Raw genomic sequence first — 23,603 nt, 5'->3', positions numbered from 1 at the left:
GTTTAGATTTAGGGCGTGATATTCCCCTCTCCTAATTAACAAACAGTCATTGAACCGTTGGTGAACCAGATGAACAGGCATTTGCACGTAGTTGATAGCTCAACCAGCACCGCAAAACAACGCCCGGCAGAACTGTCTCCGGCCCTGCAAATGCTGGCGTCGAAATCGGTGAATTACATTGCCGACCGCCTGGAAGTCGTGTTTGAACAGGTAGATGATACCTTCTTTGATTTGGCGGATAACGCTGAGAACAACCAGCAGCAAACGGTTTACTTCGATGCCATGCGGGTTTTGCGCATGAATCGCAACTCCATTGAGCAGGAATGCTTGAAATACGTTCGCAGCGGTTTTTACGAGAGCACCCTGGCCAGTTTACTGGCGGCTGCTGCGGAAGATGCCGATGCTGACCTCAACTCCATGGAGTTGATGGAAAACGACGAACTTGAAGAAAAAGTGGCCTTTGAGGTGATGATCCGCCGGGCCGAAGAGCACAGCAAGCGCGGTTTGCAAATACTCTGTAAGCGTATCGACAGCCTTTACGGTTGTAGTGTCAATGGCGTTAATAACCCCCTGGGTGCCGACGCCATTTGCCGGGCGTTTCAGCAGGCCACCGAAAAAGTAGAACTGGATATTCGCTCGCGCCTAGTGTTGCTCAAGCTGTTTGAGCGCCACGTGCTTTCCAATCACGCAGGCTTGGTTCAGCAGAGTAACCAGTTGCTAAAAGAACTGGGTGTGTTGCCCAACATCGAAGTTCAAAAGCAACGTACGGCAGCCAAGGGTGCAGCCAGCCGGGCTTTTAAACCCAGCCAGGGAGCGGCTACAGATAATGGTTCGACCACCAACGGTGTATTGTCGCAGCTGACTGCCTTACTGTCGCAGCAGCAGGGTGATGCCACTTTACAAGCTGTGGGTGAGCAAAACTATGCGCCTCAGGAAGAGTTGCTGGCGGCCATTAACAACTTACACATGGGGACCGCCGTCCAGGATAGTGTCGGCGCCATGGAAGCGGATACTTCATTGCTCGATCACATTGGTGCTCAGCTGCCAAACCAGATGAGCCTGATGGATAAGACGGTGGTGACGCTGGTGGACTTGTTGTTCAAGCAGATGCACCAAACCAGCGTTATTTCCCCGTCGCTGAACGGTGCTATGAAAAATCTGGAGCTGGCAGTTGCCAAAATTGCGCTTCAAGACAGCGAATTTTTCGACAGTGAACAACACCCTGCTCGACAGCTCATCAACGAAGTGGCTCAGGCGTCTATGGGATTTGGCGAAAACGAAGAAGCCAGTAATGACCCGGTGTACAAAAAGATCCATGAGGTGGTCGAGCAACTGCATCAGTCCGATGTCAACGATGATCAATTGCCGCAACTGCTGGATGATTTTGTTTCCTTTGTGGGTCGCGAGCAGCGCCGCAGTAAAGCGGTGGAGCACCGCATGCTCGAGGAAGAGGATGGTCGGGTGCGCCTCAACACCTCACACACGGTGGTGAAAGGCTGCCTGGAAGAGCGCATGCTGGGGCTCGAACTGCCGTCCCTCACCGTTTCATTTGTCGAGCAGGGTTGGGGCAAGGTGCTATTTTTAGCCCACCTGCGCGAAGGGGATTTGTCCAGTGCCTGGGGTGATGCGCTCAAACTGTTGGATACAGTTATTGGCTTTTCGAAGCCTCAAGGCAGTGTCAGTGACGACTTCGATCGCGCAGAACTGCTGGACGAAATACGCTTTCAGTTGGAAAAGGCGGCACTGGATCCCTATCAGATTGAGTTTTTATTAAAAGGCATAGACGGCTTACTGGAGCTGCGTATCACTGGCAAGGAAAAAGGTAAGCCCGACCCAAAATTGGTGGCCAAAAAAGTCGCTGCCCTGATGTTAAATATCCCCGGCGAGCCCTGCAAATTGCCAAAAGAGGGTAGCGCCGAGGCCGTTGAATCGAAATACTTAAAGCAAGTAGATGCACTGGAAAAAGGCAGTTGGGTAGAGCTGGTGACTGGCGAAGACACCACTCGCCGCGCACGTTTTGCCGGCACTATCGGTGAGGGCGACGAAAACAGCGGTACCATGGTGTTTGTGAATCGACGTGGTGTCAAAGTCATCGAAGGCAGCCGCCAACAATTGGCATTGGCGTTGAAAAAACAGCGCCTCGTGGTACTGGATAACAGCCCGTTGATTGATGAAGCCATGGAAACCGTGTTACACGATCTGCAAAAAAACATAGAACATTCGCGGAATATCGCTTAATTCAGTTATAAAAAACGGCTGTAACTACTTAAAAAATCTCAAAAACTGGAAAAGTTATTGCAGTGCCGCTATAGTTTTCAGCGCACAATAATACTAATTGTATGAAATGACCGAAGGTCGCCTTCACATTGTTAAAAATGGAGCGGTACTGGAAAAGCGGCGAGCAGGTGTTCTGCCGCCACCTTTGCGCATGCTCCGAGATCGTGCAGAACGTCATTTTGCCAACCGCCTTAAAGCAGTTTTTGAGCAAGTAGACGACACCTTTTTTGACTTGGCCGACCGCGCCGATAATTCCCGTCAGCAAACCAGTTACTTTGATGCCATGCGCCTGATTCGCTTTGAGCGCAAGGCCATCGAATCCAGCTTTCAACAAAATTTGGGTTTGGCGTTCGATGGGCTAGTGAACTCGGAGGCGGCTGAGAAGCATCAACAACGCCAGGAACACACCGCTGCTTTTGAGCTGGCTGATGGGGATGAGCTCGAAGAAATCATTGCTCTGGACACCATGGTATCCAGAGCCGATGAAGGCAATCGGCAGCAGTTGCAATGGCTGGCTAATCGGCTGGAATCTCTGACCCACCAAGCAGTTTCTCTTAAAGATAATCCACTGGGCCCGGATACGGTCTGCGATACGTTTTTCCGCGCCACTGCGGGGCTGGATATCGGTATCCGCTCCAAATTGGTATTGCTGAAATTATTCGAACGCCATGTGGTCACGCCGCTTGGGGATTTTCTGCAGCAGAGCAACCAGTTGCTGCAAGAATTGGGCGTGTTGCCTGAGCTGGAAACGCGCCAGGGGGCAGAAGCCAAGCCCATTCGCAGTGCCCAGGAACCTGCAGAGCGTCACCCCGGTGATTTTTTGGATCGCGATAGCCTACAGCGCCAACAAAAAAATTACGGTCGCCTTGTTACTCAACTGAACTCAGTGATGTCCCGGCAGTGGCACCAGGATAAATCCACCGGTGGCAAGCTCCCTCCGTTTCCGGAGGCGGCGCCTGCAGAAGTGGTTAAAGCTGTCGATAGCCTTGAAGTTGGCGGTGTCTCTTCTTTGTTGGAACGACTGGAAAAACAGCTGGCTGATGGCGATCACCCGATGTCGTTGGGGGATACCGAGCGGGGTTTAGTGCATTTGGTTGATGCCTTGTTTGACCAGGTATGTGCGGATGACAGCTTCCCCCCCATACTGCTGCCAGAAATGGCCAAACTGCAAATCGCCATTGCCAAAGCCGCCCTGAGCGATGCGGGCTTCTTTGATAAGCAGCGGCATCCGGCGCGGCGTTTGTTCAACGAGATTACCCAAGCTGCTCAGGGATACTGTGATCGCGAGCCGCTGGAGGATGATCCTCTATACCCACATATTGAACAGGCCTTCCAGCAGTTATTGCGCTGCGCGTGCAGTCCGGTGCGCCTTACCCAGGCGCTGACGGAGCTGGTGTCTGAGAGTGAAAAGCTGCGCCGTCAATCCGCTGCCCGGGAACAGCATTTGCTGGAAGATGAACAGGCCAGCTCACAACTCAATTACTCCTACAGCGCTGTCAAAAGCCTGCTGGAAGAGCACTTGGCCGGGCGCAGAATGCCCAAGGCAGTAGTGACGTTTGCAGAGCAAGCCTGGTGCAAAGTTTTGTTCTTGAGCCACTTGCGCGAAGGGCAAGAATCCGCCGCTTGGCAGAGTGCTCGATTAATATTGCAGCAGGTGGCCGACGCCGCTGTCGGCGATGCGAGCTTGGTGGTAAATGGTATCGAGTTGGTAGCTGGGATTCGCAGCAAGCTCACGGAGATTGCCCTCGACCCTTACCAAACAGAACATTTAATTCGTGATTTGGAACGCTTGCTGGTGCCTGGCCAAAGTGGTGTAGGGGAGACGCTTGAATCAGTGACCGCTGAGCAGATATACCCCGCAATCCCCGGTGAACAGAAAACCTTGATGCCCGGAGAAGCCATGCCCCCGGTGGAGCAATTGAGCGATACCATTGAAGAGCATTACCTGCACGACGTTGAATCCATATCCCCAGGCAGTTGGGTTGAATTCTGTCAACCCAAATACCAACTGCGCGCCCGCTATGTTGGTTCCGCTGGCCCCCAGAATATTCATATTTTTGTGGATCGTCAGGGAATAAAAGTGGTTGCGGGCACAGGTCGTCAATTGGCGCATCTGCTGAAAAAACAACAGTTGGTCATTATCGATAACACGCCTTTGTTTGATCGCGCTTTGGCTGCGGTAGTTGACGATATGCGTCAGCAGTAAATAGTATCGGTAAGCCTGATTACCGGATACATGTCATGATCGACTCACAGGGTTGGCTGTCTAGCGCCACTCACACACCTTCACCGAACCACAACCAGCGCCCGGAAAGTACTCCGGTGGAACTGTTGGTGATTCACAATATCAGCTTGCCTCCGAATCAATTTGGCGGTGGTTATATTCAACGCTTTTTTTGCAACCAACTGGCAGCGGATGAGCATCCGTACTTTGCCACTATTGCCGACTTACAGGTGTCTGCACACCTGCTTATTGACCGTCAGGGCAAGGTGACCCAGTTTGTCCCGTTTAGCGCCAGAGCCTGGCACGCCGGTGCTTCTGACTTTTGTGGTCGGGACAATTGCAACGACTTTTCCATCGGCATAGAGCTGGAAGGCGCAGACGACACCCCTTACAGCGATGCTCAATACCGGTGCCTGGTAGAGGTGACTCGCGAGTTGATGGGGCACTTTCCCGGAATTACCCCAGAGCGTATAGTGGGCCACAGTGATATTGCTCCGGGCCGAAAAACGGATCCGGGCTCTGCATTTGATTGGCCGCGTTATAAAAACCAACTTTAGGGCACTTCTAAAAATGCACTATTTCTGCGATAGCAGTGTTGGCGTCGTACTCGAATCCTCATGTATGCCTTATACACTGTGGTTCTCCGTGCGCCGTCGCCTTGCTCTCGCAAAAATATCACTATTTTTAGAAGTGCCCTATGACTAAAGTTTGAGGGGAACACGATGGAATTTTTGGTGATACTGGCAGCGCTGGGTTTACACCGTGTAGTGCCGGACTTGCGCCTATTGCATCAAGATGGCTGGTTCTTTGTATGGCTGGGAAAATTTGGTTCTCCGTCAGCGGTTAAATTTATTGTGTCTTTGTTAGTTCCAGTGGCTGCCTTGTGGCTGCTGGACTGTTTTGCAGCTCAATGGTGGGGCTGGTTGGGCAGTTTTGCGTTCGGTCTGTTGGTGCTGTTGTACTGTCTGGGGCGGGGCAATTTACCGGCTAATCTGGATGCCATTGAAGAGCATGTTGAACGGGACGATCAGCAAGCGGTCTACCATGATTTGGCAAAACTGGAAGGTGAAGAAAGCGAGCGGGCCAGTGCTACGGGTGCCCCTAGCACCCCTGAAGAACTGCATCAAGCGTTGTTGCAAAACCTGTCCTATCGTTTTTTTGAACACAGTTTTCCAGTTGTTTTCTGGTTCTTTGTTTTGGGTCCCGCGGGTGCGCTGTTATACCGCCTGAGTGAATTGCAGGCCAACAAGCCGATTACTACAGACCAGCAAGAAGTGGAAGATGAAGCACCCAGCTGTCCGGTTATGGGGCTCGCGCAACGCTGGTTGTGGCTCATGGAGTGGCTGCCGGTGCGCATTCTCGGTTTCAGTTTTGCGCTGGTGGGCAACTTTGCCTGCTGCTTGCACCACTGGAAAGAGTGCGTGGTGTGCCCAGTACGTACTACCGGGCAGGTATTGCTGCATTACGTGGTGGGTGCCTTGTCCGCCAATGTGGATACAGCGGATATTGAAGTTGCAGAACTGGAAATGGTGCGCACCTTGTTTCACCGCGCCATGATGCTGTGGGTTTGCGTGATCGCCTTTATTGTGGTGCTGTAGGTTATTCTTGGTGCCAGCGAAACAGCCAGCCTGCGGCAACTAAAAAAACCGCACTCATCACGCTCAGTACCAGCACGCTGGGTAAGATGCTGGCGAAATCCCCACCTTCTAGCATTACCGTTCTAGCCGCTCTCACCATATGGGTGAGCGGCGAAATTTCGGCGATCCATTGAAGCCATTGTGGTGCACGATCCAGAGAAAACCACACTTCCGACAGCAGTAACATGGGGAAACTAATGGCGTTAAGTAAGCCATTGGTAAATTCCTCACTGGCGCTGCGGCTGGCAAATAACAGCGCCAGACTGATAATGCTGAGATTGCCCAGAAAGGCAACCAACAGCAATAGCCAGGGGTTGCCTACTACTACCAGATCCACCAGCCACCAACAGGCCACAAATAAAATGGTGGTCACCACCAGCATAATCGACAATCGCGACATGCCCTGGGCCAACAAAAATTGCCAGGCTTTGATGGGGGCTGCCTGCAGTCGTTTTAACACGCCATTTTTGCGGTAGCGAACAATCACATAGCCCACGCCAAACAGGCCACTGAACATAATGTTCATGGCCAGCATCCCGGGCAGTACCCAATCGATATAGCGCACCTGGCGGCCACTGGTGACTTGTTTGTTCCAGCCGGCCAATTCATCCGTTAATAGCTCTTCTAACAGCTGGCTTTTGCTGGAGCGACTGTTTATCCAGTAAGTGCGAGTGGTGGGGTCGAACAGCATAGCAATTTGCTGGTACTCCACCTGTTTGAACGCTCGTTCCCGGTCGCTGTACGAAATAGCGGTGATGTACCCCCGCTCTGCGCCGGGATGGCTGATGCTGTCGTCCAGTACACCCACTGCAAACACTTCGGTGTTCTCACCGGAAAATGACAGGGCAAGAATAACCACCAACAGGGGAGTAAATACAAATGACCAGAACAGAGAGGCTTTGTCCCGGTAGTATTCACGGTTGCGTGCGGCCCAGAGAGCGATAACCTTGTGCATATGTTTGCTTGATCAGTTGCGTAAGTGATGGCCAGTGAGTTTCAGAAACAAATCGTCCAGGGTGGGGTTTCTGACCCGCAGAGAGCTTAGGTTAACCTGGCGGTCTATCAGTGCCTTGATGGTGCTTTCAACAGACTGTGTTTGCAGTTCCAGCTGGCCGTTACTGTGTGCGACGGAAACCGATAGTTCGTCCAGTTCACCTTCAACCTCGTCCGCATCCAGGCACACATAGCTGTGGCCAAAGTGTTGATTGAGCAGTGCTCGCGGTGAACCTTCGGCAATAATCTGGCCCTGATCCACGATGATCAGCTGGTCGCACAACTGCTCAGCTTCGTCCATGTAATGGGTGGTGAGCAGCACGGTTTTGCCACGCAGTTTGATCTCTTCGATCAGCTGCCAGAAGTTGCGCCTGGATTGCGGGTCGAGGCCGGTGGTGGGCTCGTCGAGAAATAACAGCTGGGGGTCATTGATCAGCGCAATGGCCAACAACAAACGCTGTTTCTGGCCGCCAGATAACTTGGTGGCAAAGCTGTCGAGAAAGTCGTTGAGCTGACACAATTCTGCCAGTTCCTCAACCGGCAGTGGCTTGTCGTAAAAGCGCCCAAACAGCTCCAGCACTTCCCGGGTAGTGACAAAATCCATCAACGCAGTGGACTGGAACTGGATGCCAATATCCAACTTGAACTGATCGCCCCGAGGCTGCCCCCGGTAGAGAATGTCCCCGGATGTGGGCTTTTTAATGCCTTCAATCATTTCAATGGTGGTGGTTTTACCCGCACCATTGGGGCCCAACAGGCCAAAGCAGATACCTTGGGGAATGGTAAAAGAGATACCGTCCACAGCCCGGAAACTGCCGAATTGTTTAACGAGATTGCGAACTTCGATGATGGGTGTCATGGGTTTTGCTGGGCAGCTTGAGGAGAGGCTGCTTGCCGGTCTCCGTTCCAGGGGGCAACTTTAAACAGCAGTAGCATGCCGGGTATGGCCAGCACTGTACAGAGATAAAAAAACAATTCCCAGCCGACGGCTTCGACAATAATTCCCGTTACTGCATTGGCTGCTGTACGTGGCAGTGCTGCCAGTGCTGTGAATAAGGCAAGCTGTGTGGCAGTGTGCAGTTTGCTGGTGGTTCGCGCCATAAAAGCCACCAGGGCGGCGGCTCCCAAACCAACACCCAGGTACTCAAAACCCATGGCCACGGCGAGCATCACTTTGTTCTCGCCAATATGGGCCAGCGCGGCAAAGCCCAGAATAGACACCAGCTGCACAAAGCCAAAAATCCATAGTGCGCGGTTGATTCCCAGGCGAATCATGGCGAGACCACCAAAAATGGTGCCAATGGTGGATGCCCAAAATCCGACGCTTTTGGCAATTAGCCCAATATCTGTTTTGGAAAAGCCAATATCCAAAAAGAACGGCGTTTGCAGTGCCACAGCCATGTTGTCGGCTAATTTGTACAAAACGATAAACCAAAGAATCAACCAGGCGCGTTTGGAACCATCTCTAAAAAAGAACTCTTTAAATGGCTCAATAACCGCATCGCGCAGGGATGTTGGTGGTGGTGACAGGTGTTTCGGTTCTTTGACCAGTGCGGTCATTAAGATCCCGGGCAGCATGAATACAGCGGTTACCCAAAACACCATATCCCAATCCCACAGGGGCAGGTCGGCCAAAATCAATGACAGCCCTCCAGGCACCAATCCGGCAACCCGATAGGCATTAACGTGAATGGAATTACCCAGTCCTAATTCAGGGTCAGGCAATAGCTCGCGGCGGTAGGCGTCGAGGGCGATGTCTTGGGTAGCACTGAGCAATGCCACCAGTGTGCACAACACCGCGATTGACCAAAGCTGTGTGTTTGGGTCGAAGGTGCCGAGCACCGCAATAGTTAACAATAAGCCCAGTTGGCTGGCCATCATCCAACCCCTGCGGCGCCCCAGCCATTTAGGTTGATAGCGCTCCAGCAGTGGTGACCACAAAAACTTCCAAGTGTAGGGCAGGCCGATCAGAGTAAAAAAGCCAATTTCCGCTAGGCCAACGCCTTCATCTCGCAGCCAACCAGGCACCAGCTGAATTAGAATGTACAGCGGTAATCCCGACGCAAAACCGGTGAAAATACAAATCAACATCCGCTGGTTGAAAACGGCGGCTTTTATATCCTGAAAGGGCATGGTTGTTATTTTTTGGTGGTCTCGCAGTGAACAGGCGGCTACCTTACTGCAAACCCCCTAAGGTCGCCATTGGTATTCCCGCAGTTTCACTCTATCTCCACTAAACAACACGCCCTCGTCCAATAGCAACTGGCGCTGACGTTTGTAATTGGGATGTTCATTGGGGAAGCTGATTTTGCCGGCGGAATTAATCACCCGATGCCAGGGCAGGGTGGAGCCTGTGGGCAATTTTTTCAGGGTAGTGCCCACCAGCCGAGCAGCCCGTGGCAATCCCGCCAGTTCTGCCACCTGACCGTAGGTGACTACTTTGCCACTGGGGATGGAGTGGAGTACGGCGTAAATGCGTTGTTGGGGGGTGGATTCCATTGGGGCAGCTTACCTGTAAATGCTTCGGGCTACGAGCCACGGGCCGCGAGCAGAATGGCAATTCCGTTCGATCTGCTAGTGGCGCGCAGCCCGAGGCCCGCAGCAGCCCTTGAAACTCCGATACTTACCCCCATTTCATAACTACTCAAACAATACACACTACCGGAACCACTATGCGTTCACTCTTTCTGTTGTTCATCATTATGCCCATCCTTGAGATGTGGCTGTTGATTGAGGTGGGTGGTGTTATTGGTGCAGTGCCTACCATCGCTTTGGTGTTTCTGACCGCTGCCATCGGCTTTGCTCTGTTGCGCAAGCAGGGTTTTGATACGTTGCGTCGTGGCAACTGGAAGATGCAGCAGGGCCAGATGCCCGCACAGGAAATGGCCGAGGGTTTGATGCTGGCGGTCAGTGGTGCACTGCTTCTGACCCCTGGGTTTGTCACCGACGCCATTGGTTTTGCGGGCCTGACTCCTGGTATTCGCCGCTGGCTGTTCAGCAAGCTGTCTGGTCTGGTCACCGTCGTTGGCGCTGGTGGCTCTGTCTACGAGCATCGCTCTGCGCGCCGCGATGATGCGGATGTCATAGAAGGCAGCTACCGCCGGGAAGATTGATAGGCATCTGTACCCCTTGAAACCCACTTAAATGTCCCTATCTATTGTTTGTCCCAAGTATTTCGGGGCTCAAATTTTTGTGTCGGTACCCTTGATTTTGTTCAGGGTGCCACCACATAGGGTTACATCGCGGGGGTAGACTCACGCGCTACTTACAAACTAACCCAACTAACTGATTGTTTTAAAAGCTAAAGCTGGAGACAACCAAGATGAAAATTCGTCCCTTACACGACCGCGTGGTAGTACGCCGCAAGGAAGAGGAAGAAAAAACCGCTGGTGGCATTTTGCTGCCCGGTGCTGCCAAAGAAAAGCCCAACCAGGGTGAAGTTGTGGCCGTAGGCGCTGGCAAGGTGCTGGATAACGGTGACGTGCGTGCGGTATCCGTACAGGTAGGCGATCAGGTGGTATTTGGCCCCTACGCTGGCAGCAACACCGTAACCGTAGACGGTGAAGAGCTGATCATCATGAACGAAAGCGAGATCTTCGGCGTTATCGAAGCCTGATCTTGACGTAACAAAACACTGATCAATCAGAGAGAATTAAAAGGAAATCATCATGGCTAAAGACGTGAAATTTGCCGACGATGCTCGCCAGAAAATGCTGGCTGGCGTTAACGTACTGGCCGACGCCGTTAAAGTGACCCTGGGCCCCAAAGGCCGCAACGTGGTACTGGACAAATCCTTCGGCGCTCCCACCGTGACCAAAGACGGTGTATCCGTGGCTAAAGAGATCGAACTGGCTGACAAGTTCGAGAACATGGGTGCGCAAATGGTTAAGGAAGTTGCTTCCAAAGCTTCTGACGAAGCCGGTGACGGCACCACCACCTCCACTGTACTGGCTCAGTCCATCCTCAACGAAGGCCTGAAGTCTGTTGCTGCGGGCATGAACCCCATGGACTTGAAGCGCGGTATCGACAAAGCGGTTGCCGCCGCTGTGGAAGAAGTGGCCAAGCTGGCCAAACCTTGTGAAGACTCCACCGCCATTGCCCAGGTTGGCACCATCTCCGCCAACAGCGATAATGCCGTGGGTGACATGATCGCCAAAGCCATGGAAACCGTTGGTAAAGAAGGCGTCATCACCGTTGAAGAAGGTTCCGGTCTGGAAAACGAGCTGGACACTGTAGAAGGTATGCAGTTCGACCGCGGCTACCTGTCTCCTTACTTCATCAACAACCAAGACAACATGAGCGTTGAGATGGAGAGCCCCTTCATCCTGCTGGTGGACAAAAAAGTCTCCAACATCCGCGAATTGCTGCCGCTGCTGGAAAACGTTGCCAAAGCCGGTAAGCCGCTGGTAATCGTTGCTGAAGACGTAGAAGGCGAAGCGCTGGCCACTCTGGTTGTGAACAACATGCGTGGCATTGTGAAAGTTGCTGCCTGTAAAGCCCCTGGCTTCGGCGACCGCCGCAAAGCCATGCTGGAAGACATCGCCGTTCTGACTGGCGGCACTGTGATCTCTGAAGAAGTGGGTCTGGAGCTGGAAACCGCCACTCTGGAGCACCTGGGTCAAGCCAAGCGCGTGACCATGAGCAAAGAGAACACCACCATCGTTGATGGCGCTGGCGACCACGGTTTTATCGAAGCCCGTGTTAACCAGATTCGTGCGCAAATCGAAGAAACCTCTTCCGACTACGATCGCGAAAAACTGCAAGAGCGTGTAGCCAAGCTGGCTGGCGGTGTTGCTGTAATCAAGGTTGGTGCAGCCACCGAAGTGGAAATGAAAGAGAAGAAAGCCCGCGTTGAAGACGCCCTGCACGCCACCCGTGCTGCGGTGGAAGAAGGCGTGGTGCCTGGCGGTGGTGTTGCCCTGATCCGTGCAGTACAAGCTATCGACGGCCTGACCGGCGACAACGAAGACCAGAACGTAGGTATTCGTCTGGCCCGTCGCGCTATGGAAGCGCCACTGCGTCAAATCTGCGACAACGCTGGTGAAGAAGCCTCTGTTATCGTTGATAAGATCAAGCAGGGTGAAGGTAACTTCGGCTTCAACGCCGGTACCGGCGAATACGTAGACATGATCGAGCAGGGTATTCTCGACCCCGCCAAAGTAACCCGCACTGCACTGCAGGCCGCTGGCTCTATCGCTGGCCTGATGATTACCGCAGAAGCCATGGTTGCCGATCAGCCAGAAGAAAGCGCCCCAGCCATGCCAGATATGGGTGGCATGGGCGGAATGGGTGGCATGGGCGGCATGATGTAAGCCCAGCCACTTGGCTCGAAAGCCCCGGCTCTTAACAGTCGGGGCTTTTTTTCACATAATCTTTACCTGAATCAGCATTTAATAGCCACATTTAAACCACCTCACCCATAAGGACAAAGCCATGAGTATTGAACTGCCCGCGCTGCCCTATGCACAAGACGCACTGGAGCCGCACATCTCTAGCGAAACCCTGGAATACCACTATGGTAAGCACCACAAAACCTACGTGGACAAGCTCAATGGCCTGTTGCCCGGCAGCGAGTTTGAAGGCAAAACTCTGGAAGAAATTGTTAAAGCTTCCTCCGGTGGTGTGTTCAATAACGCCGCGCAAATCTGGAACCACAGCTTCTACTGGAACTGCCTGAGCCCCAACGGCGGCGGCGAAGCCACTGGCGCTATTGCTGAGGCTATCAACGCCAGCTTTGGTTCTTTCGACGCGTTTAAAGAAGAATTTACCAACAGCGCCATCAACAACTTCGGTTCCAGCTGGACCTGGTTGGTGAAAAAAGCCGACGGTTCCCTGGCCATCGTAAACACCAGTAACGCAGAAACCCCGCTCACTGGCGACGACACCCCAGTGCTGACGGTCGACCTGTGGGAGCACGCCTACTACATCGACTACCGCAACGCTCGCCCGGCTTACATGGGTGCGTTCTGGAATTTGGTGAACTGGGAATTTGTGAACAGCAATTTTGCTTGATTGCTGATGCCTGTAAAAAAGCCCCGACTGTGAAAGCAGTCGGGGCTTTTCTGTGTGACTTTAGTAACTTCTGTAAAGTGCTTCTATACTCAGATGGCTGGCTTCGAATAAGAGGCAATGCTTTTTTTAAGCGCGATATTTAAATGTTTGAGGAAATACTGTGAAGCTATCATTAATGGCTGCAATATCGAAAAATAGAGTCATTGGGAATGGCCCAGATATTCCATGGAGCGCTAAAGGGGAGCAGTTACTGTTTAAGGCGCTTACCTATAACCAGTGGCTGTTGATCGGTCGCAAGACGTTCGAGTCTATGGGTGCATTGCCAAATAGAAAGTATGCGGTTGTAACCCGCTCTGGCTTCACATCAAATAATGAGAATGTTTTGGTGTTTCCATCTATTCAGGAGGCATTGAATCGTCTTGAGGCTATAACAGATCATGTGATTGTTTCTGGTGGCGGGCAAATATACAAAAACCTGATTCATAAAGTTGATACATTGCATATATCAACTATTGATGTTGAGCCAGAGGGCGATGTTTATTTCCCTGAGATTCCAGAAAATTTCAGGCAGGTTTTTACTCAAGATTTCGTCTCTAACATAAATTACAGCTATCAAATTTGGAGTAAGGACTAAGTTCCGAAGGTAAGTCATTGAAAGTAATTTTTTAGAGCTCTAACTTTCTGATTTTTAGTGCTTTTTTATGGTTTTCAAAACCCTGATCGCAAAACCGGTCAGGGTTTTTTAATGGCCAAAATGGCAATTTTGAGAAAATGTGCCTATCTTAGCTATATTCCCTAACTTGGCTAAGATAGGCAAAAGAATGGAGCTGACAACAAAAAAAGCCAAAACCCAGAAAGACCATTTGTTACAACCGGTGCGCCCGTATAACGCACCAATCAATAGGGCAGTGGGGGTGATGGATGCTATTTAACTCACTGACTTTTATCGTCTTTTTCGCAATTGTTCTGCTGCTGCACTACCTGCCGTTTTCCTGGCGGCAGAAGAAATTCAATCTGTTGTTGGCCAGTTATCTGTTTTACGCCGCCTGGAACCCGCCTTTCGTTATTTTGTTGTGGATTTCCACACTGGTGGATTGGCATGTGGCGAAATGGCTGTATGTGGAAAAGGTTCAGTCCCGGCGCAGGTTGCTGCTGGTTCTCAGTCTGGCCACCAATCTTGGCATTCTCGGCTTTTTTAAGTACGGCGATTTCTTGCTGCACAACTGGCAGGCCTTTATGAGCCTGTTTGGCATCGACTACCAAGTACCGGACTGGAGCATTATTCTGCCGGTGGGTATTTCCTTCTACACCTTCCAGACCATGGCCTATTCACTGGATATTTACTTGAATCGGGCCAAGCCAGCGAAAAATTTCCTCGACTTTGCCCTGTTTGTTACCTTTTTCCCGCAGTTGGTAGCGGGCCCTATTGTGCGGCCCACGCACTTGATTCCTCAGTTTGAAAAAGCACGCAAAGCCACCAAGTCCATGTTTATCTGGGGCCTGGGGCTGATCACCCTGGGGATGTTCCAGAAAGTGGTGATTGCCGATGGCGCACTGGCACCGGCCTCCGATGCGGTGTTTGGCAGCGATGCGGTATTGAGCTTTAGCGATGCTTGGCTGGGTACGCTGGCATTTGCCGGGCAGATCTTTTCCGACTTTGCCGGCTATTCCACCACCGCCATTGGTGTTGGTTTGACGTTGGGTTTTTCCCTGCCCACCAACTTCCGTTTTCCCTATGCGGCCATTGGCTTTTCCGATTTCTGGCGGCGCTGGCATATTTCCCTGTCTACCTGGTTGCGGGATTATTTATACATTCCTCTGGGCGGCAACAAGCGCGGGCCGGTGCGCACTTACATCAACCTGATGGCAACTATGCTGCTGGGTGGTCTGTGGCACGGTGCCAGTTGGACCTTTGTGGTCTGGGGTGGTTTGCATGGCTTGTACCTGGCGGTAGAGCGCTGGCTGAAAGCCACATTCAAAGGCGCACAAATTGCCAAGACTATCTTGTTTCGCATTTTTCTGGCGCTGGTTACCTATTTCTTTATCAATATCACCTGGGTGTTTTTCCGGGCGCAGAGCTTTGACAAAGCGTTTTCGATGGTCAAATCCATGTTTGGGTTTAACCCGGATGGCACCAACGTACTGGCTACCGTGTATATCGTTCAGGTGTTGGTGGTCACCATTGCCATGGTGGCGATTCACTGGCGGATGCGCGATACCTCCGTCGAGGCCGTCGTACAAAAAGCACCCTGGCCACTGGTAGGTGTTGTCTGGGGGCTTATGTTGTTTTTCATCATCATCACACAGGGAGGCGGCGATGCGTTCATCTACTTCCAATTCTGATCCCTATTCCTACGAAGACCGGCCCATTCCTGAAATACCCTGGAAAAAGGCGTTGATTCTGGGGTTGGTATTAATGGCCTTCGGGATTGCTGCCTGGGAATACAACGCTCGTGTGATTTGGGGGTATGAGACCGGTTATTACATCGACAGCCCCGGCCTGTGGTCTATAGAGCGGCGCAAAGTGGATCGCGGCGAAGCTGAAGTAGCGGTGGTTGGTTCCAGCCGCATTCTTTTCGATCTGGATCTGGATACCTACCAACAAGTCACTGGCGTGCGCCCGGTGATGCTGGCGCTAGTGGGTACCAACCCCAGGCCTTTTCTGGGGGACCTGGCGGCTGACGACGATTTTTCCGGATTGTTGATCGTGGGGGTGACACCGGAATTGTTCTTTTCAGAAAAGGCCGGCCTGCTTGGAGATACCACTGACTATTACCGGGATGAAAGCCCATCCCAGTGGGCGGGGCAGCGCATCAGTATGTTGCTTGAGCCACAGTTGGCGTTTTACGACAACGACACGTTTCCGCTGTTTTCCCTGATTGAAAAAATCCGCGTTGAAAATCCGGAAGGAGTGAGGCCTCCTGGCAACCCGGTGTGGAAGCTCAGAGACACCGATGTCGACCGCAACAACAAAATGTTCTGGAAAGTGGAAGATCTGGATTACTACCAGACTTATGCAGAAAACACCTGGGCGATGTTTTTGCAGGCGCCGCAAGGAGGGCAGCCCGCCTTGGATATGGATGCTTTTCTGTCAGGCATCAGTGCTGATATTGAAAAAATACGCGCCCGTGGCGGTGATGTGGTTTTTGTTCGCTCGCCCTCGTCGGAGTTTTACCGGGATTTTGAGCGCGAAAACCTACCCAGGAAAACCCACTGGGACAGATTGCTAAAAGAAACAAATACCGTGGGTATTCACTTTGAAGATCACTCCGAACTACAGGGCTTTCGTATTCCGGAATGGTCACATCTGCATTCAGACGATGCGGCGCCCTATACGGCGGAGCTGGCAGCTATCTTGATGGAAAAACTCAACGCCGCCAACAGCTCACACAAAAAGTAAATAGCAAGCAATAGAAGTACGAGGAAAAAAACGTTGGAAACCTACAGCTCAAAAGATGCCCAAAACCAATTCGGTGAAGTGCTGCTAAAAGCCCAGCACGGGCCGGTATGCATCAAACGCTATAACAAGGCGGCGGCTTATGTGGTATCGGCCAGTGATTTTGAGGCATTTCTGGCCTACCAGACCGAGCAGCAAAGCGAGCAGAGCGCTGCGCCGCAGGCCGAAGCATCTGCGGTGGATAACAAACAGATAACCGTCGGCGTCACCCAATACCCGGGGTCGCTGCATATCTCTTTTGGCCGCCAGATGACGGACGCTTACTTGCAAGCCTTTATCATGCGCCCGCCGCTGCGCTACGGCAGTGATGGGCAGCTTCATGGCAAAAGGTACGTCAGCCTGCCTACCTTGGAAAATGGCGACGTCAATATCATCACCCATGACGATGGCCAGCGCAGCATGGCAGTTACTTTTCGCATTATTCCGGAGGCCTGTTGGGGTGACGGTTCTGCCATCGTCTCCGACGATTTTAAGTTGCGCTGGGAAATCAGCTGCCACCCGGATCTGGATATTCGCAGCAAAAGTTGGTTTCAGCGTATTGAGCGCTTTGAGCAGGTGGATGACAAAACTTTTGTTCTCCACTTTAAGGGGGTTGTAAATGAGTTCAGCGATATAAGCCCTTTGACACCCCTGAATGCGCGATTGGAAAGGCCTGTGTTTGAAAGCAACCCGGTCGAGTATCAAAAGAATTCACTGTACCGAACCCAACCAACCAACCCGGCGTTGTGGAATGGGCCGTTTTGCCTCGAAACCGTGGTTTCCCGCAGCGAATACATTCTGGTTCGCAACCGCCATTGGTTTGGCAAGCAAGCCCATTACGAACGCATCAGAGTTCTTGCCGTAGAGGATGTAATCGCACTGGAAAGTGCGGTGCTGTCGGGCGCCGTTGATGTGGCGGGATACGGGATGCAAACCATTCAGGCGCTTGCCGTGGAAGAGCTGCATGGCCACGACTTCAAAGTGTTGTTTGGCACAAGCGCACTGCTGATGAACGTCAGGCTCAATCTGGACAATCCGATCCTCGCGGATGTCAGAGTGCGCCAGGCATTGCTCTATGCCTTGAACAGGACGCAATTTAATCAGGATTATTTCTCTGGCAAACAAGTCATTGCTAACGGCCACCCCAGCGAAAAGGTTATCGAGGGTGTTCCCTGTTATGACTTTGATGCGGCCAAAGCGATTCAGCTGCTGGAAGAGGCGGGCTGGAATTCCATCGAACAAGGTATTCGCCACAATCAGCAGGGCGAGCCGCTGCGCCTGGAGCTGGTGTCTGCCATTGGGCATAAAGAGCATGAATTGGTGCAGCAGTGGATGCAAATGGAGTTAAGGAAAATAGGCATTGACCTGCACCTCCAGAACTACACCACAACCTTGTACGTCAACCAGATTATGTCGAAGCGGCAATTTCCCGCGCTGGCCCTCAATAGCATTGGGGTTGGTGCCGACCTTCAATATCGAAACCTCTATCACTCTTCTTCTGTACCCAGCGCAGTGAACAGCTTTGCTGGAAATAATCTGGCGGACTTTAGCAATGAAAAAGTCGACCGATTGATCGAGGAATTTGATGCTGCCATGGACGGCGATGAACGCCGTCATCTGGGTGTGGCGATTCAGCGCATCGTGTTCGAGGAGTTGCCGATTATCCCTCTGTTCTGGCGGCCCAGCGTCAACATTATTCCCTCCTGGTTAAAAGGTTTTCAGCCCAATTGTTACGGGGTTGGCAATAGCAGCAGGGTCGAGGAATGGTACCGGGAATAGCAGTACCAACCGGTAAATGCAGTTGCAAAGGAGAAAAAGATGACTATCAAAAAATCGCAAAACACTTGCTGCAAAATATTTGCTTTGGCAATGGTGCTTTCGGGATTAAGTACTTTCAGCGTTGCCAGCTCTTCGGACAGTGCCGATAAAAAACACTTTCGCATCGGCATTAGCCAGTACCCGACCAGTGTTCATCGTTCTTTTTTCCGGCAAACCGTTGCCAAGTACGCATTGAATTTTACGTTGCGCCAACCGGTGTATTTCGACAATCAGGGGCAGCTGCAATGTAACAGCTGTATCAGCGTTCCCACGCTGGAAAATGGCCAGGCCAGAGTGGTTAACCGGGAGAATGGCGAGCGTGGAATAGCGGTCACTTTTCGCATCAAGCCAGACGCCCGCTGGGGAGATGGCACCCCGGTGACCGCCGACGATTTTAAGTTGTATTGGGAAATTGGCCGTCACCCAGACACAGGCGCTAATCGATCCAGCTGGTTTAAAAGTATCGAAAAGTTTGAAGTGATCGATGATCGGGCTTTTACTTTGTACTACAAAAATGCTGCCTATGGATACAACAACATCAGCGATTTATTCCCCATTAATTCAAAACTGGAACGGCCAATTTTTGAAAGTGATCCAGGCAACTATCGAAACAACACCCTGTACAAAACCGAGCCTACTAACGTAGCGCTCTGGAGTGGCCCCTATGTGCTGAAATCTCTCACAACAGGAAAGGAATTTATTTTGGCGCGTAACCCGCACTGGCAAGGTAAGCGGCCGCAGTTTGATGAGATTGCGCTCAAAGTTATCGAAAACACCTCAATGATGGAAGCCAACCTGCTCTCCGGTGCCGTCGATATGATTGGTTTTGGCTTGCAGGCGGATCAGGGAATTTCCTTTGAAAAACGCCACAGCCGAAATTACCAGGTGGTGTACGCAGAAAATGTGATAGTCGAATACATGGACGTCAATCTGGACAACCGGATTCTGGCAGATGTTCGGGTGCGCAGAGCATTGTTGCATGCCTTGAATCGCGACCAGGCTAATCAGTTGTTGTTTGATGGCAAGCAGCCACCGGCGATAGGTATTCGGCCCGGTGAAAACTTTGAGCGTCAGTATCAATTTGATCCCGAGCGAGCCATTGCACTCTTGAATGAGGCCGGTTGGACAACACTAAAAAAGGGCATTCGTCACAACAGTAAGGGCGAGCCATTGCAGCTGGAAATTGCCACTGCCAGCGGCAATAAAACCCGTGAATTGCTGCAACAGTGGATGCAGGGTCAGTTCAAGCAAGTGGGCATTGATCTGCGTATTCGCAATCAGACTGCGCGGGTGTTCTTTGGGGAAACCCGCAAAAAACGCCTCTTTACTGGCCTTTCTTTGCAAAGTGGATCTGTGTACCCCTACTGGACTTATCGCAACATATTTCACTCGTCTGCTATTCCCACGCCGGAAAATAATTACAGCGGTTATAACAGAGGTGGCTACAAGAGCGCCGAGATGGACCGCCTGATCGAAGTTCAAGAAGCCGCTTTGCTGGAAACCGAGTTCCGCCAGGCAGAGCTCGCCATTGAAGAGTTAATCAACGAAGACCTGCCCTCGTACCTGATGTTCTGGAAACCGAGAGTCACGGTGATTCCCCGCAACCTGAAAGGCTTTCGTACCCCCCGATTTATTGGCACCAGCTATTGGGCAGAAGAGTGGCGCTGGGAATAAATGCCCGGTTAATCAATACAAACTGCAAGGGGTAAAGATATGCGTGATAAAAAAAGCACGTTCCGCCAGGCGATAACACCGTTGCTTACGCTGTTGTTGCTGGCCGCTTGTAGCGATAGCCAGCAAGAAGCCACTAAACATGAGGCCTCAGAAAACCCGATTAAAAAACAGCTGGTCATCGGTATTAACCAATACCCGTCAACCTTGCACCGTGCATTCTGGCGCATGACCGCAGACCATTACGCACTGTCGCCTCTAGTGCGCAGGCCAGTTATTTACGATGACAATATGCAACTGGTCTGCCGTACCTGCGTCACCTTGCCAACTCTGGAAAATGGCCTGGCGAAGCTGGAACAAACACCGGATGGCAAACCTGGTATGGCGGTTACTTTCCAGATTCAGCCGGATGCCCGTTGGGGCGATGGCTCGCCGTTAGTGGCTGACGATTTTAAACTGCGCTGGGAAATGGGTCGTAACCCCAAAGTAGGGGCCAAACGCCCCTCGGATTTTGCGCCTATCTACCAGTTCGACATTGTCGATAACAAAACTTTTGTGCTGCATCTGGATAAGGTTTTTTTCAGCTACAACTACATCAAGGAAATGATGCCGGTGCCAGCGCACTTAGAACGACCAATTTTTGAAGAAAATCCCCTTGAATACCGCAATAACAGCCTCTATGTAACAGAGCCGCTTAACCCCGGACTTTGGCATGGGCCTTATTTGCTTGAAGAAATCACCTTTGGCAATCAATTGGTCATGACGAAAAATCCATACTGGAATGGCACCCAGCCGCAGTTTGAAAAAATCACATTGCGGGCGATCGAAAATACCTCGGCACTGGAGGCCAATCTGCTGTCTGGCACTATCGATGTGGTGGCTGGCGAGGCCGGTGGCTTTCAGGTGGATCAAGGGCTGTCTTTCGAAAAACGCCATGGCCACAAGCATCGAGTGGTTTATACCCTGGGCGTGCTTTACGAAGCTATGCCGCTTAACCACAGCAACCCCATTCTGGCAGACAAAAGGGTTCGCAAGGCATTGATGTACGCCTTCGATCGCGAACAACTGAACCAACAAATTTTTGGTGGTAAACAGCCACCGGCACATGGCCTGGCCATTCGTTATAACCAAAAAGTTTCCGAACAAGTTACCCGATACGACTATGACAAAGATCGTGCTATTGCCTTGCTGGAAGCCGCAGGCTGGAGCGATATAAAAAATGGCATTCGTCATAACGCCCAAGGTGAGCCACTGAGACTTAGCCTGAACAGCATCAGCGGCAATAAAACCCGCGAAATGATTCAACAGGCTTTGCAGGCCCAGCTTAAAGACGTAGGGATTGATCTGCGCATTAGCAATGAAACGGCGCGATCTTTTTTAGGCGAGACGCTGGTTAAAAGAAAGTTTTCCGGACTGGCCCAGTTGGGAGTGCCCAATATGGCAGACACGCCCTACCACAATTTTCTGAATTCCCAATCCATCGGTTCTTCCGATAACGGCTTTCAGGGAGGTAACTGGGGTGGTTTCAATAATCCCGAAATGAATCGACTCACCGATATGTACGATCGAGAAATAGACGCCGAAAAACGTCAGGTTTTGGTCGAGCAAATAAACCAGCTTTACACCGATGAACTGCCCCACTTGCCTCTTTATTGGCGCCCACGGGTTGATGTGCTACCCCTGGAGTTGACCGGTTTTCGAGCCAGTGGCCATTTTGTGGTCAGCACCAACTGGATTGAAGAATGGCGCTGGGAGTAAAAAATGTTGAGGGTGAAAAAGATGAAAGCGAATGACTTTGGAATGGCTCCCCGCCTTCGCGGAAATGACGACTCCAAGCTGTTTCCAGGTATCCTGCCAATGTGCCTTGGACTTGTCTTCCTGCTGTCGCTAACCGCCTGTAGTGAAAAAAGTAAAACTGCCAACGGTAGTGCGGCAAAATCTGAAACAACCGGTAAAACACACCTAACCGTCGGCATCGGTCAGTACCCCAATACCTTGCACCGCTCTTTCACAAACATGATGTCCTCAACCTATGCGGTTGCGCCTATGCTCCGCGAGCTGACGATTTATGACGACAAGAGCGAGCTGGTATGCCGCACCTGTGTGACTTTGCCAACTATTGAAAATGGTCTTGCGGTGTTGGAAGCCACATCGGATGGCAAACCTGGCATTGCGGTGACTGTTCAGATTCACCCGGAATTTTCCTGGGGCGATGGTACGCCGGTTACCGCCGAGGACTTTAAGCTGCGCTGGGAAATCGGCCGCAACCTTGACGTGGGCAGCATTGCTCCCAGCGCCTTCGAGCCTATTTACCAGTTTGATGTGGTAGACGATAAAACCTTTGTGCTGCACTACGATGAGATTAAATACAGCTTTAACGATCTCTGGTTGATGCCGCCCATTCCCTCGTGGCTGGAGCGATCTATCTACGAGCGGGATCCAGAGACATACAAAGATCGCAGCCTCTATACCACCGACCCCACCAATCCTGGCCTATGGAACGGCCCCTATCGGTTGGAAAGAGTAACTCCAGGTAGCGAACTAACCCTGGTTCGTAACCCCCACTGGTACGGTGAACAACCCCATTTTGACAGCGTGACCCTGCGCGCCATTGAAAACACCGCAGCGCTGGAGGCCAATCTGCTGTCTGGTAGCATCGACATGATTGCCGGTCAGTCTAACGGCCTGCAAATTGACCAGGGGATCTCCTTTGAAAAGCGTCATGGCAGCGACTACCAGGTTCTTTACACCCACAAGGCGTTGCTGGAACTCATTATTGTACAGATGAAAAAAAATCCGGTACTTGCCGATAAGCGAGTGCGTCAAGCGCTGCTCTACGCGCTGGACCGTGAAGGGATAAATCAGCAACTCTTTGCCGGCAAGCAACCGGTCGCCCATATTGGGGACCGTAGGTATGACTCAGTTCCAGAAGGTGTGCCCCAATACAACTACGACCCGCAACGAGCGATTGCACTGCTCGAACAGGCCGGTTGGGACAACGTTAAAAATGGCATCCGCCACAACAGTGCCGGCGAGCCTCTGCAATTTGAATTGCTCAGCACCAGTGGCAACAAATCCCGCGAGCTTATCCAACAGGCTATCCAGGCTCAGCTAAAAGCGGTAGGGGCGGATGCGCGAATAAAGAACCAGACTGCTCGCGTTTTCTTCGGCCAATCAATGCGTAAGCGTGCCTTCAAGGCACTGTCGTTAATGGGTACCTCGCCGACTGCAGACAGGTCGTATCGCCCTGTCCATTCTTCATCCTACGACGGTGGTAAAAACGCTATGGGTTATAACAACCCAGAAGTGGACCGCTTGGTTGAAGCCTATGAACAGGAGTTGGATGCCGCCAAACGCCGGCAGTACGCAGAGCAAATCATGCGGATCATTCGCGAGGAAGTTCCGGTGCTGCTGCTTTATTGGCGACCACGGGTTGATGTGTTACCGCTGCAATTAAAAGGTTTTCGCGCTTCTGGCCACAAGGTCCCGGATACCAACTGGATTGAAGAGTGGCGTTGGCAATAAGTTCAGGTTC

General features: G+C 51.8%; 19 protein-coding genes. 15 read left to right on the top strand and 4 right to left on the bottom strand.

What is annotated here, in order from left to right; all coding sequences use genetic code 11:
* The first annotated feature begins 69 nt into the window (after positions 1-69).
* From KFE80_05995 to ampE, 4 genes are all read left to right on the top strand, one after another.
* Complete coding sequence (locus tag KFE80_05995) at positions 70-2,238, top strand: DUF1631 domain-containing protein (protein ID UTW46430.1); 2,169 nt, start codon at positions 70-72, stop codon at positions 2,236-2,238.
* Positions 2,239-2,344: 106 nt separating this feature from the next.
* On the top strand, positions 2,345-4,483 hold the full coding sequence (locus tag KFE80_05990; protein ID UTW46429.1) for a DUF1631 domain-containing protein: 2,139 nt from the start codon (positions 2,345-2,347) through the stop codon (positions 4,481-4,483).
* 35 nt (positions 4,484-4,518) lie between these two features.
* Positions 4,519-5,058 (top strand): 1,6-anhydro-N-acetylmuramyl-L-alanine amidase AmpD, encoded by a 540-nt coding sequence (gene ampD, locus KFE80_05985; GenBank protein UTW46428.1) that lies wholly within the window; start codon positions 4,519-4,521, stop codon positions 5,056-5,058.
* A 165-nt stretch (positions 5,059-5,223) separates the two neighbouring features.
* Complete coding sequence (gene ampE / locus KFE80_05980; GenBank protein UTW46427.1) at positions 5,224-6,099, top strand: regulatory signaling modulator protein AmpE; 876 nt, start codon at positions 5,224-5,226, stop codon at positions 6,097-6,099.
* A 1-nt stretch (position 6,100) separates the two neighbouring features.
* Here ampE and KFE80_05975 read toward each other — a convergent pair whose 3' ends face one another.
* Genes KFE80_05975 through KFE80_05960 form a run of 4 tightly spaced genes read right to left on the bottom strand, consistent with a single transcriptional unit; the run spans position 6,101 to position 9,630 of the window.
* Positions 6,101-7,093: an ABC transporter permease gene (locus tag KFE80_05975; GenBank protein ID UTW46426.1), complete on the bottom strand. Its 993-nt coding sequence runs from the start codon at positions 7,091-7,093 to the stop codon at positions 6,101-6,103.
* A 12-nt stretch (positions 7,094-7,105) separates the two neighbouring features.
* Positions 7,106-7,990, bottom strand: coding sequence for an ABC transporter ATP-binding protein (locus KFE80_05970; GenBank protein UTW46425.1), 885 nt, complete (start codon positions 7,988-7,990; stop codon positions 7,106-7,108).
* A complete protein-coding gene (locus KFE80_05965) occupies positions 7,987-9,264 on the bottom strand; it encodes an AmpG family muropeptide MFS transporter (protein UTW46424.1) in 1,278 nt (425 codons plus the stop codon). The genes KFE80_05970 and KFE80_05965 overlap by 4 nt, the downstream gene beginning before the upstream one ends.
* Positions 9,265-9,321: 57 nt before the next feature.
* On the bottom strand, positions 9,322-9,630 hold the full coding sequence (locus KFE80_05960) for an MGMT family protein (GenBank protein ID UTW46423.1): 309 nt from the start codon (positions 9,628-9,630) through the stop codon (positions 9,322-9,324).
* Positions 9,631-9,803: 173 nt separating this feature from the next.
* Between KFE80_05960 and KFE80_05955 the strand changes: the two genes are divergently transcribed.
* The 11 genes from KFE80_05955 (at position 9,804) to KFE80_05905 (ending at position 23,593) form a co-directional block, all read left to right on the top strand.
* The gene (locus tag KFE80_05955) at positions 9,804-10,244 is read left to right on the top strand and encodes an FxsA family protein (protein ID UTW46422.1); all 441 of its coding nucleotides are present in this window, start codon (positions 9,804-9,806) and stop codon (positions 10,242-10,244) included.
* Between the two features lie 209 nt (positions 10,245-10,453).
* A complete protein-coding gene (locus KFE80_05950; GenBank protein ID UTW46421.1) occupies positions 10,454-10,747 on the top strand; it encodes a co-chaperone GroES in 294 nt (97 codons plus the stop codon).
* A 49-nt stretch (positions 10,748-10,796) separates the two neighbouring features.
* Positions 10,797-12,443 carry a chaperonin GroEL gene (gene groL / locus KFE80_05945; GenBank protein UTW46648.1) on the top strand — a complete coding sequence of 549 codons (1,647 nt, stop codon included), beginning with the start codon at positions 10,797-10,799 and terminating at the stop codon, positions 12,441-12,443.
* Positions 12,444-12,564: 121 nt separating this feature from the next.
* Positions 12,565-13,143, top strand: coding sequence for a superoxide dismutase [Fe] (sodB, locus tag KFE80_05940; protein ID UTW46420.1), 579 nt, complete (start codon positions 12,565-12,567; stop codon positions 13,141-13,143).
* 160 nt (positions 13,144-13,303) lie between these two features.
* Positions 13,304-13,777, top strand: coding sequence for a trimethoprim-resistant dihydrofolate reductase DfrA (dfrA, locus tag KFE80_05935; protein ID UTW46419.1), 474 nt, complete (start codon positions 13,304-13,306; stop codon positions 13,775-13,777).
* Positions 13,778-14,064: 287 nt separating this feature from the next.
* Positions 14,065-15,486, top strand: coding sequence for an MBOAT family protein (locus KFE80_05930; GenBank protein ID UTW46418.1), 1,422 nt, complete (start codon positions 14,065-14,067; stop codon positions 15,484-15,486).
* Entirely contained in the window at positions 15,461-16,543 is a 1,083-nt protein-coding gene (locus tag KFE80_05925; GenBank protein UTW46417.1) for a hypothetical protein, read from the top strand. Before KFE80_05930 ends, KFE80_05925 begins: the two co-directional genes overlap by 26 nt.
* A gap of 33 nt (positions 16,544-16,576) precedes the next feature.
* Positions 16,577-18,358: a type II toxin-antitoxin system prevent-host-death family antitoxin gene (locus KFE80_05920; protein UTW46416.1), complete on the top strand. Its 1,782-nt coding sequence runs from the start codon at positions 16,577-16,579 to the stop codon at positions 18,356-18,358.
* A gap of 39 nt (positions 18,359-18,397) precedes the next feature.
* Positions 18,398-20,071 (top strand): peptide ABC transporter substrate-binding protein, encoded by a 1,674-nt coding sequence (locus KFE80_05915; GenBank protein ID UTW46415.1) that lies wholly within the window; start codon positions 18,398-18,400, stop codon positions 20,069-20,071.
* Between the two features lie 39 nt (positions 20,072-20,110).
* Positions 20,111-21,826 carry a peptide ABC transporter substrate-binding protein gene (locus tag KFE80_05910; GenBank protein UTW46414.1) on the top strand — a complete coding sequence of 572 codons (1,716 nt, stop codon included), beginning with the start codon at positions 20,111-20,113 and terminating at the stop codon, positions 21,824-21,826.
* A 21-nt stretch (positions 21,827-21,847) separates the two neighbouring features.
* Positions 21,848-23,593 (top strand): peptide ABC transporter substrate-binding protein, encoded by a 1,746-nt coding sequence (locus KFE80_05905; GenBank protein UTW46413.1) that lies wholly within the window; start codon positions 21,848-21,850, stop codon positions 23,591-23,593.
* Positions 23,594-23,603: the final 10 nt, after the last annotated feature.

Source organism: bacterium SCSIO 12696 (assembly GCA_024397955.1).
GTDB lineage: Bacteria > Pseudomonadota > Gammaproteobacteria > Pseudomonadales > Porticoccaceae > SCSIO-12696.
Note: the sequence above shows the minus strand (reverse complement) of the source record. Positions and strands in the feature narration are given on the sequence as shown.